We start from the raw sequence: 14,177 nt of genomic DNA, 5'->3' as shown, positions 1-14,177 counted from the left end.
GGGCATGGCTCTCGCAATAAGCCGGGAAAAGCACCCGTCTTATCGCTTCGCCTGGCCCTTGTACGCGCCGGCGCTGAGTGAGTTCTTTACTACTATTACTACTATTCAGCTAGAAGAGCGGTGCTAATTTGGAGAATAACTCCAATAAAATCTACTCTCTCAATTTACAAAATCGCTTTTTCTTCACGCAGCGATTCTGGCAATAATTTCATCATGCCTTCGAGAACATCAAACGGATGTTGTTTTTTGGTTTTATTCTCATCAATGGTCATAACCAATTGCTGACCCGACATACTAAATCCAACAGCGCGGCCATAAGCGGCAGATTCTTCGACCACTTTCCCACCATTGATGCTGGCGGTACCTTTTTCACTTAAGCGAACAGAAACAAGTTTGCCATTTTGCTTAAGCGATTCTACCCCGACTTCGCGCGCCCATACTTTCATACGTGCAATGCGCAATAAGCTATCCGTTTCCGTTGGCATATCACCGAACCGATCGATCAATTCATCTTGCAACTCACGCATTTCTTCTTCTGTTTCAATGCCTTTGACGCGTTTGTACATTTGAATTTTTTGGTAACCATCACTAATATAAGCATCTGGAATGTAGGCATCCACATCAAGTGAAATTTCAATTTCCGGTATGACTTCTTTTTTAACACCTGTTTGACGTTCGTCAATTGCTTCTTGCAGCATTTGCGAATACAAATCAAAACCGACCGAATCAATAAAGCCGTGTTGTTGTGAACCGAGTAAGTTCCCTGCTCCGCGTATTGTTAAATCGCGCATAGCGATTTTAAACCCTGAACCAAGCTCCGTAAATTCTTTAATGGCCATCAATCGCTTCTCTGCAACATCGGTTAACACTTTGTCGCGCTGATACATAAAGTACGCATACGCGACACGACTTGAACGCCCGACACGTCCACGCAATTGATACAGCTGGGACAAGCCCATGCGATCAGCATTATAGACGATTAATGTATTAACGTTTGGAATATCAATGCCAGTTTCGATAATCGTCGTTGTCACCAAGACATCGTAATCGCCATCTAGGAAACTCAAAATGACCGATTCGAGTTCCGTTTCACTCATTTGTCCGTGCGCATAACCAACTCGCGCTTCCGGTACCAATTGTTGAATTTCTTCTACTTTCCGTGTCATATCATCTACACGATTATACAAATAAAACACTTGGCCCCCACGTGCCATTTCGCGTTCAATTGCTTCGCGAACGAGTGCCCCGTTATGTTCCATCACATAACTTTGCACAGGAAAGCGGTTGGCTGGTGGCGTTTCGATCACTGACAAATCGCGTACACCAATCATCGACATATGTAGCGTCCGTGGAATTGGTGTTGCGGTAAGCGTTAAAACATCGACATTGGTTTTCATTTGTTTGATTTTTTCTTTATGCGTCACACCAAAACGTTGCTCTTCATCAATGATCAATAAGCCAAGGTCTTTATATTGCATGTCTTTTGATAAAATACGATGCGTTCCTACCACAATATCGACTGACCCATTTTTTAAACCTTTAACGGTTTCTGTTTGTTGTTTTTTTGAACGGAAGCGACTCATCAACCCGACCGTAATCGGATAATCTTTAAATCGTTCACTCATCGTTTCAAAGTGTTGCTGTGCCAAAATCGTTGTCGGTACAAGAAACGCCACTTGTTTGCCGTCGAGTACTGCTTTAAATCCTGCACGAATGGCTACTTCTGTTTTCCCATAACCCACGTCCCCGCATATGAGGCGATCCATCGGTCGCTCATTTTCCATATCACGTTTCACTTCATTGATAGAACGCAATTGATCGACCGTTTCTTCATACGGAAACTCGGCTTCAAATTGGCGTTGCATGTCTTGCTCTTCGGAAAAAGCAAACCCTCTCAATGCTTCGCGTTCTGCATATAGTTTGATCAAGTCATCTGCAATGTCTTGAACGGCGGCTGACACTTTTGTACGCGTTTTCTTCCATTCTGCTCCGCCCATTTTATGCAGTTTTGGTTCTTTTTCTTCAGAGGCAATGTATTTTTGAATCAAATCAATTTTGTCGACTGGTACGAATAATTTATCGTCGGCTTTATAAACGATATGCAAATAATCTTTATGAACGCCTCCACTTTCGAGCGTTTCAATGCCTACAAAGCGGCCGATCCCGTGGTGAATATGAACAATATAGTCACCTGGCTTAATCTCCGAGTAGCTCTTGATGCGCTCAGCATTCGTTAGTTTTTGTGCACGCGTTTTCTTTTTGGGCTGCTGCTTAAACAATTCGGAGTCTGTGATGACCGTTAAACGTTGCAACGGCATTTCAAAGCCTGTTGATAATTCTCCATCAACTAAATAGATTTGACCGCCTTGAATTTCAGTAGAAGGAGTGGCAATAGCAGCTTCCATATCGTAATCTGCTAGCACGGAACGTACTTTCTCTAGGCGCTCATCTCCCGCTGCCACGATGAAGATTTGCGACTTGCCTAATGTCCAGCGCTCCATTTCTGCTTTTAACAAATGCATTTGCCCATGGAATGATTGCATCGGCTTGCATGAAAAAGCCAATGATTTCTTGATGGATACCATCGGGAATGTCCGAACGAATAAAGATAAAAACGTCACTTTTTGTTGCAACTTCGACATCATTTCACGGAACGTATAAGTCAACGGGATATCGTGAAGAAACTTTCCTTCTTCAAGAAGCGACACGATCCAATCGCCTTCCTCACGCTCTAAAGTATCCGTCATTTCTTGAATACGACCAAGCTCATCAAAAAAGACGAGTCCATTCCCCGGGAAATAATCACCCAAAAATGCCGATTGCGTCTCAATCAATGAAGCATATTTCGCCAATTGCTCTGGAGTTTCTCCTTGTTTCAATAAGTCAATATCATGCTGAATATGTTGCAGCAATAAGGCTTTCGTATCGTCAGCTTTTATTTTTTTCAAACTAGAAGCAAGTTGAACTTCTAGTTTTTCTGCTAATTGAATTCGTTGGTCGGGTGATAGCACCAATTCACTGGCTGGCAAAATACAAAGCGATTGGACTTTTTCGAGCGAACGTTGATCTTCCGCTGAAAATAGGCGTAATGAATCCACTTCTGTATCGAATAATTCGATGCGCACTGGGTGTTCAAAATTCAGTGGATAAATATCTAAAATGCCTCCACGAAGCGCAAATTCACCGGGAGTAGTTACCATTGGCGTCCGAGAGTACCCCATTGCTACTAACTTTAACAGCCATTTGTTTGTATCGAGTTCTTCACCTTCTGCAATTCGTAAATTGGCGTAATCCCACTGCTCTTTTGTCGGCAATAACTTGCGCATCCCTGCAACTGGCGTGATGTAAATGCCTTTACCAACACTCTTCATATGATCGAGTGTATCGATTCTGTGAGCACGCAATTCGGGACCTGAAAAAGACACTTCTGCTGCGATTAATTCTTCTGCCGGATAAAGATGAACTTGTTGTTCCCCCATGAGTCGGACCAAATCATCATATACACGTTGCGCATGCAATAAGTTGGGTGTCACAATTAGTAAAGGCTCTTCTAGTTCCGACCAGATGGTTTGATAAAAAATTGGTCGTGCGCTGCCAGATAAACCAGAAATCAATTGATGATCATTTCCTTGTTTTAAATCTTCTACAAATCGTTGTGTCTGAGTATCCTCTGAAAAAATCTGTAAAATGTGGTTCATCCAACTTCCTCCTCTCAACAAAATACAAAAAACAGAAAAAAGCTCTGAACGCCAAATGCGTCAAAGCGGTTAAATTCCATTAAATTCATTCATAACTTCTACATAAGGTTTTGACAACCATGTTTCACAAGCAGCTGCACTTTTTTTAATCGCCGCGGTCATTTCTGGAATTTCTTCTTTCGAAAATCGCTGCAATACGTAATCCGGTACTTTCATACCTGCCGGCGGACGGCTAATCCCAATGCGCAAACGATTAAATTCTAGATTCCCTAAATGCTGGATTAATGACTTTATGCCATTATGACCACCCGCACTACCTTTTTGACGCAATCTTAATTGCCCCGTTGGCAAATCCAAGTCATCGTAAATGACGATAATGTCTTTTAAGTCAATATTATAGTAATCCATTAATGCACCGACACTCTCACCAGACAAGTTCATGTACGTTAATGGCTTTAACAACATCACTTTGCCTTCAGGTCGATGACTCACTGAATACATACCTTTAAATTTAGATTGTGTTAACGGCGCATTCCATTGACTCGCTAAGTAATCGATTACTTTAAAGCCGATGTTATGGCGCGTATCTTCATAGGCTTTGCCTGGATTGCCCAGACCGATAATCAGTTTCATATCCATCTTCCTTTGCTTTATCGCTGTGTTTTATTTTATCATAATTAGTTTAGAAAAAAAGCATGTGCAGCTTTTCATACAACGTAAAAATAGGGACTGTCTCTCGACAGTCCCTATTTCCCATTTGTATTTATGCGTCTTTATCTTCTTCTTTAGAATCTTCGCTACCAACCACTTCTGGTTCTGCATTTTCATCAGTTCCCGCATCAAGTTCGTCGATTTCATCTTGTGTACGAGGAGCAGTTGCAGAAACAAGGATAAAGTCGTCTTCGTCAAGGATCTCATAAGAGACCGTTCCACGAATATCACCAACTGTGATTGTATCGCCAATTTCTAATTTCGAGATGTCTACTTCTAGTGCATCCGGAATATCAGATGGTTTTACGCGGATATTTACTTCGCGGTTAGGCTGAGTGATAAAGCCACCTTCTTTTTCACCTGCTGATTCACCAGTTAAGTGAACAGCTGCAGCTACTTCTAGCTCATCAGACATATTGATTGCTAAAAAGTCGACGTGTTTAAAGCTACCTTTTAAGGCATCCATTTGATAATCGCTCAATACGACGTTTTTAGTCGTACCGTCAATTTCTAATTTGATGACGCCGTTACGTCCAGACTCACGTAAAGTTTTAATCAGATCGATTTCAGTTACAGTAACTGGTGTTGTTTCTGTTTTAAAACCATAAACTACGCCTGGCACATTGCCTTGTGAACGAAGTTCCGTTAATGAAGAATTCTTATTGCTGCTTTCTCTTTTTTGCGCGGTCATTTTTACCATTGATTTCAGCCTCCAGTTATATTAAAGTACATGTTCACGATAAGTACATACTTAATACATACCCGTGTCGCGTCTTAATGAAACATAGAGCATCGAAAGGTGTTACAAATGATCAATCAAACAAAGTGCTGACAGATTTTTGTTCGTGAACACGAACAATTGTCTCAGCCAATAAACGAGCTACAGATAACTGCTTGATTTTAGGAGATTTCTTTTCTTCAGGCAATGCAATTGAATTTGTGATGATCAATTCTTTGATAACCGAATCATTAATACGTTGTACAGCTGGGCCAGAAAGGACTGGATGTGTACAGCATGCAAAGACTTCTTTCGCACCGCTTTCGATTAATGCACTCGCAGCAATGGAAATTGTTCCTGCTGTATCAATGATGTCATCAATAATAATCGCCGTTTTACCTTCTACGTTACCAACAATGTTCATCACTTCAGCAACGTTTGGTTTTGGGCGACGTTTGTCGATAATGGCAATTGGTGCTTTCAAACGATCCGCCATCTTACGTGCGCGTGTAACTCCGCCGTGGTCTGGTGAAACGATGATGACATTTTCAAGGTCAACGCCACTTTCATTCAGGAAATAATCAGAAAGCAATGGTACAGCTACCAAGTGGTCAATCAAAATATCGAAGAACCCTTGAATTTGAGGAGCATGCAAATCAAGTACGATGACACGAGTTGCTCCTGCAGTTTCCAATAAGTTCGCTACTAACTTCGCTGTAATCGGTTCACGTGAACGGGCTTTACGATCTTGTCGTGCATAACCATAGTAAGGCATTACGACATTGACTGTACGGGCAGAAGCACGTTTAACAGCGTCAATCATAATTAATAGTTCCATCAAGTTTTCGTTAACCGGCTGAGAAGTCGATTGTACGATAAATACATCATAGCCACGAATACTTTCTTCAATATTAATTTGGATTTCACCATCGCTGAAATGTGTTACTGAACTTTTTCCAAGTGGAATACCTGCGTGTTCAGAAATTTCCTCCGCTAGCTCTTGGTTCGAATTCAATGAAAAGATTTTCAATTTCGAGTTTGCATTTTGATAGCCCATTAGGTGTGAACCCTCCTATTTTTTCCTGTTTAATTTACTTGCATAGCCTTCTTTATTTTCCTGGCGCGAACGAGCAATCGCCAATGAATCCTCAGGTACATTTTTGGAAATTGTAGATCCTGCGGCAACATATGATCCTTTGCCTACAGTAACCGGTGCAATCAAATTTGAATTACAGCCGATGAACGTATCATCTTCAATAATGGTTTGGAATTTATTTTTGCCATCATAATTTACAGTGATGGTTCCGCAGCCAATATTAACACCCGTGCCAACAGTTGCATCGCCAATATAGCTTAAATGAGAAACTTTGCTATCGTTGCCGATTTCGGCTTTTTTCACTTCGACAAAGTTACCGATTTTCACATCGTTACCTAAAGCTGATTGCGGACGAACGTGCGCAAATGGTCCTACAGCTGTATCCGTACCAATGCTGCTGTCGTAAACTTCTGAACTGCGGATTGTTGTACGGTCGCCAATCACACTATTGACAATCTGACTGTTTGAAGAAATAATACAATCTTCACCGATTTTTGTATCTCCTGCAATTGTTACGTTCGGATGAATGATGGTATCCGCTCCGATTTCAGCTTGTGCACTAATATAAGCAGTTGCCGGGTCAATAATCGATACTCCAGCTCTCATATGTTTTTCAGCAATTCGTTTGCGCATAATGCTCTCAGCTTGGCTTAAGGCAACTCGGTCATTGACTCCCAGTGTTTCATCAAAGCTGTCTGTTGCATAAGCGGCTACGATTTCACCTTGCTTTTGAAGAATTTCAATAACATCTGGCAAGTAATATTCGCCTTGGACGTTATCATTAGAAACCAATTTTAACGCTCTAAACAACGCTTCGTTGTCAAAGCAATAGGTTCCTGTATTAATTTCTTTTACTTGTTGTTCTTCTGGAGAAGCATCTTTTTGCTCAACGATTTTTTCAACAATGCCGTTACTGTTGCGAAGAATTCGCCCATAACCTGTTGGGTTGTCGGCAATTGCTGTTAAAATTGTTGCTTTTGCTCCTGTTTCAGAATGCTGGTCAAGCAAGGCTTGCATCGTTTCAGGACGGATTAATGGTGTGTCGCCACAAACAACTAACGTTGTCCCCGTCAAACCTTCGATCAATGAAGCTGTTTGCTGTACCGCATGAGCCGTTCCAAGCTGCTCTGCTTGTAACGCGTACTCACTTTTCTCTCCTAGCTGCTGTTGAACTTTTTCAGCACCGTGGCCGACAACTGTAACGATTTTTTCAACACCGAGTTGTTCGACATTGCTTGTTACATGTTCCACCATTGGCATGCCACAAACCGGATGAAGTACCTTGTACAATTTTGATTTCATGCGCGTTCCTTGGCCGGCTGCTAAAATTACTGCATATGTATTTGCCATCTGTTATCCCTCCACTCCTAATTTGATCAGAACCCTTTTTATCAGTTCTACTCATGGATTTATTCTATTCAATTGATTAGGCCCATGTTAACCTGGCTATGTCAACTTAAAAATTCGCTTTTCCTTATTGACTATAGCGGAAAAACCTTGATTTTTCAAGGTTCCAAGGCATGACAATCCCATGACAAAAAAGGCAAATAAAAAAAGAGCCTATTTTAACAATAGAAGGCTCCTCGTTTCAGCTCCATTAAACGCCGGCATTTTCTAAGACCGATTCGCTTTCACTTTGCTCATATGCAGTTAAGACAGCTTCTTGTAGCTTCGTGCGTGCGCTAGAATTAATAGGATGGGCAATATCTCGAAATTCTCCATCTGGTGTTCTTTTGCTCGGCATTGCTACAAATAAGCCGTCGTTTCCATCAATAACCCGAATGTCATGAATCACAAATTCGTCATCCAGCGTGATGGAGGCGATTGCTCTCATTCGACCATCGGTTTGTACACGGCGTAGTCTCACATCTGTTACTTCCATTCTCTAGTTCCCCCTCCTCTCAGCTGCTGTTTTAAACCCTAATTATGGTTATTCGCTATAAAGGACTATTCTCCTTCATAAATAACAAAACTTATTAGAAAATTTACTCAATAAAGAAAATAAGAGTAATAATAGAAGAAAAAAGCAGGCTAACTCATAAAATTATGAGTTAGCCTGCTAGCCGGTTCAAAAACATGTCTATCCTATCTTTATTTTCCTCTATTCCAAAAAGCTAGAATTTACTAATTAGTTTGGAGAAGTGTCCGTTCGACTCCTGCGGATAAGCGAGACGGCCGAGACTCCGCAGGTAACGAAGTGAACGAGGAGACTTTGGCGCGAGCCCGCGGAAAGCGAACGGTAAGCTGCGGAAAACCTAGGTTAATAATTCTTCAACAGACTTTTAGAGCCCCTCATAAACTTATGAGGGGCTCTAATTTCTTGCTTAATTCATTTTACTCGGTCACTTTTGCAATAACTTCGATTTCTACTTTTACATCTTTTGGCAACCGGGCTACTTCTACTGTCGAACGCGCTGGTTTATGATTCCCAAAATAACTAGCGTAAATCTCGTTTAAAGCAGCAAAATCGTTCATATCTTTAATGAACACTGTAGTTTTAATAACATCGTTTAGAGTTGAGCCTGCTTCTGCAAGCACCGCTTTTAAGTTTGAAAATACTTGATGTGTTTGGTCAGCAATAGATCCGTCAACCAATTCACCGGTTGCTGTTAATGGAATTTGACCCGAGCTATACAAAAGCCCTCCTGATACAACCCCTTGTGAATATGGTCCGATTGCAGCTGCCGCTTTATCTGTCGCTACGTAATTCATTTAAATTCCCCCGTTTTCAAAGTAATTTCCTTCTTCTAAAGCGATGGTCCGTTCTTTTTCACTGACTTCGTGTAATTTGACGAGAGACAAATACTTCTCGACAAGACGTTCATCTGAATGCTCGGCTTCAACAAGTACAGCAACACCCGCTAATGTGCATTCAAACTCTTCAAGTAAGTTTTTCATGCCATTCATCGTTCCGCCGACCTTCATAAAGTCATCTGTAATTAGAACGCGCTGTCCGCTCTTCATGCTACGTTTTGACAACACCATTGTCTGGATCCGTCTAGATGATCCCGATACATAGTTGATACTGACTGTAGAGCCTTCAGTGACTTTGCTATCACGACGAACAATAACGACCGGTACATTCAAATGACGTGCAATAGCGTGAGCAATTGGGATGCCTTTTGTCGCTACCGTCATGATGACATCAATTTTTTCTTTTGCAAACGCTGTCGCAAATACTTTACCAACCCGGTTCATCATTTCTGGATTGCCAAGTACATCTGTCATGTATAAATAGCCACCTGGCAATAGTCGATCTGAATGGCTTAACTCTTCCATCAAATCAGCTATCACGGTTTTGATTTCACCAGTTTGGAGCTTCGGAACATATTTAACGCCACCAGCTGCTCCTGGAACTGTCATCAATAAACCAATTCCTTTTTCTTCGAACGTTTCTTTAACAATCCCTAAATCTTCACTGATGGATGACTTAGCGGATTGATACAGCTCCGAGAAATAAGTCAGCGAAATCAATTTATGTGGATGATCTAATAAAAAATGTGTCATATCAACAAGCCGTTCACTGCGCTTCCACTTCAAAACTACCCTCTCCTAAACACGAATGATTTATAGAAAACTTACCATAAATGTCCGTATTTAAGCAAGAGGCTCTCGTTCACCAATCAACCGTACTGCATAAACTTCCGAACAAAAGCCACGCAAGCCATTATATATACGCGGAATACGCGCTTCTTGGTAGACCAACCCGAAAACGGTCGGTCCACTACCGCTCATTAATACCGCGTCCGCTCCGAATTTCTTCATCTGATCTTTAATATGCGCTACTTCTGGATACAAATTTAACGTAACGCTTTCGAGTGCATTGCCAAGGTTGGCGCACATCGCATCGTAATCGCCATCCTCAAGCGCTTGAATCATTGCTTGAGTATTTGGATGCTGAGCTGTTGCTACATCGAATGCGCCGTAAACATCGGCTGTAGAAACGCCAATCGTTGGTTTTGCTAAGATGACCCAACAATTTGGTGGTGTCGGCAATTGTTGGATAATTTCTCCGCGTCCTTTTGCAAGAGCCGTGCCCCCGTATACACAAAAAGAAACATCCGAACCGATTTTAGCACCTAGTTCAGCTAGTTCATCAAGTGACAAGTTTAATTGCCAAAGTTTATTTAATCCTTTTAATGTAGCAGCAGCATCGCTACTTCCTCCGGCCAAACCTGCTGCAACCGGAATTTTTTTATCAAGCGAGATGATAACGCCAGTTTTAATATTAAAAGTGTCTTTAATCAATTTTGCTGCCTGATAAGCAAGGTTGCGGAAATCATTTGGCACGAAGCGATCTGCAGACTGAATATGTATGCCTTTTGCTGTTCCCATCAATCCTATGCGATCCGACAAATCCACCGTGGTCATAATCATTTCAATCTCATGATAGTTATCTGGACGTTTATATAAAACATCTAATGTTAAATTAATCTTGGCAGGCGCTTTCACGTAGAGCATCCCACTGCCTCCTTTTATATTCTGATGAAGACTATTTTAACATAACGCGGAGTAATGGACAGTAAAGTGGTGATAGAAACAAAAAAACTCGCATTCCGCTTAGATCAGCAGGAGCAAGTTTTGGAGTATCTTATAAATGTAGTTCGATTATTTCACAACAAGTGCATCTTCGGTTCCTTCGTACACAGTAATTTCTACTGCTTCAGTTAAGATGTCTGCGTAGCTGTAAGACACGCGTTCAAATGCATGCTCTTCTTGATCTAACTCAATCACGAACACGGAGTGATATGTTTCGCGCAGGATTCCGGCACGTTCAACCGTTTTCTTGCGACCTCCGTTTGCCTTCAAAAGCAATCGTTTTCCTAAATGTAGGTCTAACGACTTTTTAATATCCGCCAAAGTTTTGGGCATTTTGTCTACACCTCACTATGGATAAAATTTTACCATAATTTGATGGAATAGTCAAGTAAATTTCTAATTTTATCAGCGACACTCTGTTGCTGTCAATATTTATTTATTCGAAATTTCTTTAACTCGAAACAAGTTGTGCCGATTTTGTAACAGAATGCCGATATCACTGAAAATAAGCGTATAATTTATCCGATAATAAACCAAATTCTTTAATAGTTAATGTTTCGCCACGTCTTGTCGGATCGATTTCTGCTTCTTCCAAAGCTTTTAAGATGAATTCTTTTTTCTCTTTTCCTAAAGGCATTGCCACTTGAAGGTTGTTTAATATAGTTTTTCTTCGTTGAACAAACGACCCTCTCGTAACAGTAAAGAAGAAGTCTTCATCAATTACTTCGACTTCTGGCACATCACGTTTCGTCATGCGAATAACCGCTGAATCAACATTGGGTTGAGGCAAGAAAACGGACTTCGGAACAGTTAACGCCATTTCAGCCTGTGTATAGTACTGAATAGCGATTGATAGTGATCCGTAGGCTTTGGTTCCAGGTTTAGCTGTAATGCGTTCAGCCACCTCTTTTTGCAACATTACGACCATGCCACGAATCGGTAGTTTTTCTAGTAACAACTTTAAGATAATCGGGGTTGTCACGTAATAAGGTAAGTTGGCCACGACCACAATATCGTCGTATCCCGCTAATTCGCTATCAATGGCCGCTTGGACATCCGCTTTTAAAATATCAGAATGAATAATGGAAATATTGTCATATGGAGATAGCGTATCAGCAAGTACTGGCAATAAACGCTGATCGATTTCGAAAGCTAGCACTTTTCCAGCTTCTCTCGCTAAATGCTCGGTTAACGCACCGATACCTGGACCAATTTCAATTGCCGCTGATTTTTTTGTTAAGTTTGCTTGACCAACAATTTTACGCAAAATATTAGGATCGATTAAAAAGTTTTGTCCTAAGCTTTTTTTTACTTTCAAATTATATTTCGTCATGATTTGTTGAGTACGGATCGGTGTTGCAATATCTTTAGTCATTAATTTTCCTCCTGAGTTAACGCTTGTACCGTTTTAATAAACTGGTCTTTGGAAATACCAAACATATGAAGCCGCTTCTGAAGTTGTTTGCCGTTTGTATAACCGATTTGCAACTCGTTGCCAATTGCAATACGACGCTGTTTTGCCTGTGGATGAGCGACAAGTCCTGCGTCGATTAAATCTTCCATTGTAATTTCGATCGCACGGTCTTGCTTTAACGGCGTATAAACCGCTTCTAACGCTTCACGGATATCTTCATCACGGGCATGTTCAATCCCTAAGCCTTTGCCATTTTTAGCAATCGTTTTTTCTTTCGCCAAAAATGCGTGTTTTGCCTGTGGCACATGTTCTTCAATAATAGCACGAATACGTCGTCCAGGATAATCCGGATCCGTAAAAACAATAACTCCTCGTTTTTCCTGCGCATGTGCGATTCTCGCGAGTGTTTCTGCTGTAATGGCTGAACCGTTTGTTTCAATGGTATCTGCAGTAACTGCTCGTTTAATTGCGACTGTATCATCTTTTCCTTCAACTACAATAATTTCAGTTATCTTCATTTATCAAATTCCTCTTTTCAAGCTTCTTGTTTATTCTACCTGTTTACAGATAGACATGTAAAAAGCTTTCCCGGGAAATATCCCAGGAAAGCCTGCAGTTGGATTAACAATAGATTAGTTTAAAATTCTAACTTTCACTTGTTTCCGTCCAAATGACAAAGCATCTGATCTGTTTGCCATGAATAAATCAATTTTATTTCCTTTGATTGCTCCGCCAGTATCGCCTGCAATCGCATTGCCGTATCCTTCAACCCATACTTTAGAGCCTAACGGAATAACACTAGGGTCTACTGCAATTACTTTAAGGCCAGGGTTTGTTTTCAAGTTAATGCCTGTAGCTGTAATTCCTGAACATCCTGTGCAGCTTGCTGTATAGGCTGTTGCAGATACGTAAAACTCTTTTCCGCCAGTTGGTTCTGGTTCTGCTGCTGCAGGTGTTGCTTTAACTGGCGTTGCTTTTGGAGTTGCTTTAGCTGTAGTAACTGCTGCTGTCGGTGTTGCAGCTTTTTCAGTTGAAGCGGTTTTAATAGTTTCTTTTTGAGCTCCACGCGAAACGCTAGCGACAACCGTTTTTGTCCCCACTGCTGTTACTTGTTTTGTTGGTTCTTTAACAATTTTTTCGTTTTTAAGATTACGTTTTACTTCTTTACCGTTTTCTTTTACAATTTCATACGTTTTTTCAACTAAGCCATTTTGACCTTTTTGAACTACTTTTTCGCTACCTTTAAGAAGCGTTTCGTCTTTTTTGGTTTCTACTGCGTACTTTACAGAATCCTCGACTACATCAGTAAGCTTTTCAACGCGAACTACTTTGACTTGAGAATTTGGTAAGACCAATGCATCCATTTCAGTTTCAACGCGATCAAGTTTACCTAAAGTAATTTTGTTTTCTTTTAAGAAATTAGCGACTGTCTTTGAAGTAGACCATACTTTCTTTTCTTCAAGACCGTCTTGAATCGTAACTTCATATGCTTTTTCGACTGAGATTTTTGTATTCTCATCTACTTGTGCGTCTAATGCTGGTGTTACTTTATCGTGTTTCGTTAGTTCAATATTCGCTGTTGCTAAAATTTCTGACACGGTATTTTTAGTGGTCCAAGCTGAAGTCGCTTCTCCATCAACGGTTACAGCATATTGTTCTGCTGCATCCCATTCCAATGTCATATCTTCGTTAATTGCTGTTTCTGAAGAATGGCTTACAAAATCATGCTCTCCAGGTTTGATGTCTTGTTCTTCTAAAAAGGCACCTACTGTCTCTGCATGCGTTCTTACCTGTTCTTGTTCTCCATTGGCTGTTACAGTTACTGTATTTTTCGTTCCTTCATATATAGCGAAAGTTAAAACCGCTGCGAACAACAATACAGTCGCGATTGTTACCGCTAACGATTTCCCTTTAAATGATTTTGTCGAATTGGCACTATTTGTTTGATTTGTCAAAAATAATTCCTCCTCTTTCACTTGAGTGATTATATGGGCTCACATT

General features: G+C 40.8%; 13 protein-coding genes. All 13 read right to left on the bottom strand.

Annotation, left to right across the window (positions count from 1 at the left end; all coding sequences use genetic code 11):
* Positions 1 to 164: 164 nt before the first annotated feature.
* Positions 165 to 3,698: a transcription-repair coupling factor gene (gene mfd, locus BBI08_RS00275; RefSeq protein WP_065528379.1), complete on the bottom strand. Its 3,534-nt coding sequence runs from the start codon at positions 3,696 to 3,698 to the stop codon at positions 165 to 167.
* Positions 3,699 to 3,767: 69 nt separating this feature from the next.
* On the bottom strand, positions 3,768 to 4,331 hold the full coding sequence (gene pth, locus BBI08_RS00270) for an aminoacyl-tRNA hydrolase (RefSeq protein ID WP_008498570.1): 564 nt from the start codon (positions 4,329 to 4,331) through the stop codon (positions 3,768 to 3,770).
* Between the two features lie 130 nt (positions 4,332 to 4,461).
* The gene (locus BBI08_RS00265) at positions 4,462 to 5,109 is read right to left on the bottom strand and encodes a 50S ribosomal protein L25/general stress protein Ctc (RefSeq protein ID WP_008498571.1); all 648 of its coding nucleotides are present in this window, start codon (positions 5,107 to 5,109) and stop codon (positions 4,462 to 4,464) included.
* A gap of 112 nt (positions 5,110 to 5,221) precedes the next feature.
* Positions 5,222 to 6,184 carry a ribose-phosphate diphosphokinase gene (locus BBI08_RS00260; RefSeq protein ID WP_008433114.1) on the bottom strand — a complete coding sequence of 321 codons (963 nt, stop codon included), beginning with the start codon at positions 6,182 to 6,184 and terminating at the stop codon, positions 5,222 to 5,224.
* Positions 6,185 to 6,199: 15 nt separating this feature from the next.
* Entirely contained in the window at positions 6,200 to 7,573 is a 1,374-nt protein-coding gene (glmU, locus tag BBI08_RS00255) for a bifunctional UDP-N-acetylglucosamine diphosphorylase/glucosamine-1-phosphate N-acetyltransferase GlmU (RefSeq protein WP_008498572.1), read from the bottom strand.
* Between the two features lie 247 nt (positions 7,574 to 7,820).
* A complete protein-coding gene (spoVG, locus tag BBI08_RS00250; RefSeq protein ID WP_008498573.1) occupies positions 7,821 to 8,105 on the bottom strand; it encodes a septation regulator SpoVG in 285 nt (94 codons plus the stop codon).
* Between the two features lie 452 nt (positions 8,106 to 8,557).
* The gene (locus BBI08_RS00245; RefSeq protein WP_008498574.1) at positions 8,558 to 8,935 is read right to left on the bottom strand and encodes a RidA family protein; all 378 of its coding nucleotides are present in this window, start codon (positions 8,933 to 8,935) and stop codon (positions 8,558 to 8,560) included.
* Positions 8,936 to 9,763 carry a pur operon repressor gene (purR, locus tag BBI08_RS00240; protein ID WP_065528378.1) on the bottom strand — a complete coding sequence of 276 codons (828 nt, stop codon included), beginning with the start codon at positions 9,761 to 9,763 and terminating at the stop codon, positions 8,936 to 8,938.
* 57 nt (positions 9,764 to 9,820) lie between these two features.
* Entirely contained in the window at positions 9,821 to 10,684 is an 864-nt protein-coding gene (gene ispE / locus BBI08_RS00235) for a 4-(cytidine 5'-diphospho)-2-C-methyl-D-erythritol kinase (protein WP_008498575.1), read from the bottom strand.
* Between the two features lie 147 nt (positions 10,685 to 10,831).
* Positions 10,832 to 11,095, bottom strand: coding sequence for a biofilm formation stimulator Veg (veg, locus tag BBI08_RS00230; RefSeq protein ID WP_006830753.1), 264 nt, complete (start codon positions 11,093 to 11,095; stop codon positions 10,832 to 10,834).
* Between the two features lie 163 nt (positions 11,096 to 11,258).
* The gene (rsmA, locus tag BBI08_RS00225) at positions 11,259 to 12,137 is read right to left on the bottom strand and encodes a 16S rRNA (adenine(1518)-N(6)/adenine(1519)-N(6))-dimethyltransferase RsmA (RefSeq protein WP_065528377.1); all 879 of its coding nucleotides are present in this window, start codon (positions 12,135 to 12,137) and stop codon (positions 11,259 to 11,261) included.
* Positions 12,137 to 12,694 carry a ribonuclease M5 gene (gene rnmV / locus BBI08_RS00220; protein ID WP_008498577.1) on the bottom strand — a complete coding sequence of 186 codons (558 nt, stop codon included), beginning with the start codon at positions 12,692 to 12,694 and terminating at the stop codon, positions 12,137 to 12,139. Before rnmV ends, rsmA begins: the two co-directional genes overlap by 1 nt.
* Positions 12,695 to 12,808: 114 nt before the next feature.
* A complete protein-coding gene (locus BBI08_RS00215) occupies positions 12,809 to 14,131 on the bottom strand; it encodes a resuscitation-promoting factor (protein WP_008498578.1) in 1,323 nt (440 codons plus the stop codon).
* Between the last annotated feature and the right edge of the window lie 46 nt (positions 14,132 to 14,177).

Source organism: Planococcus halocryophilus (assembly GCF_001687585.2).
Taxonomy (GTDB): Bacteria; Bacillota; Bacilli; order Bacillales_A; family Planococcaceae; genus Planococcus; species Planococcus halocryophilus.
This window is presented reverse-complemented; position numbering and strand designations above follow the sequence as displayed.

Coding starts and splice junctions, on each gene's coding strand:
- mfd (WP_065528379.1), bottom strand. CDS start 3,698: ATGAACCACATTTTACAGATTTTTTCAGAGGATACTCAGACACAACGA.
- pth (WP_008498570.1), bottom strand. CDS start 4,331: ATGAAACTGATTATCGGTCTGGGCAATCCAGGCAAAGCCTATGAAGAT.
- BBI08_RS00265 (WP_008498571.1), bottom strand. CDS start 5,109: ATGGTAAAAATGACCGCGCAAAAAAGAGAAAGCAGCAATAAGAATTCT.
- BBI08_RS00260 (WP_008433114.1), bottom strand. CDS start 6,184: ATGGGCTATCAAAATGCAAACTCGAAATTGAAAATCTTTTCATTGAAT.
- glmU (WP_008498572.1), bottom strand. CDS start 7,573: ATGGCAAATACATATGCAGTAATTTTAGCAGCCGGCCAAGGAACGCGC.
- spoVG (WP_008498573.1), bottom strand. CDS start 8,105: ATGGAAGTAACAGATGTGAGACTACGCCGTGTACAAACCGATGGTCGA.
- BBI08_RS00245 (WP_008498574.1), bottom strand. CDS start 8,935: ATGAATTACGTAGCGACAGATAAAGCGGCAGCTGCAATCGGACCATAT.
- ispE (WP_008498575.1), bottom strand. CDS start 10,684: ATGCTCTACGTGAAAGCGCCTGCCAAGATTAATTTAACATTAGATGTT.
- veg (WP_006830753.1), bottom strand. CDS start 11,095: ATGCCCAAAACTTTGGCGGATATTAAAAAGTCGTTAGACCTACATTTA.
- rsmA (WP_065528377.1), bottom strand. CDS start 12,137: ATGACTAAAGATATTGCAACACCGATCCGTACTCAACAAATCATGACG.
- rnmV (WP_008498577.1), bottom strand. CDS start 12,694: ATGAAGATAACTGAAATTATTGTAGTTGAAGGAAAAGATGATACAGTC.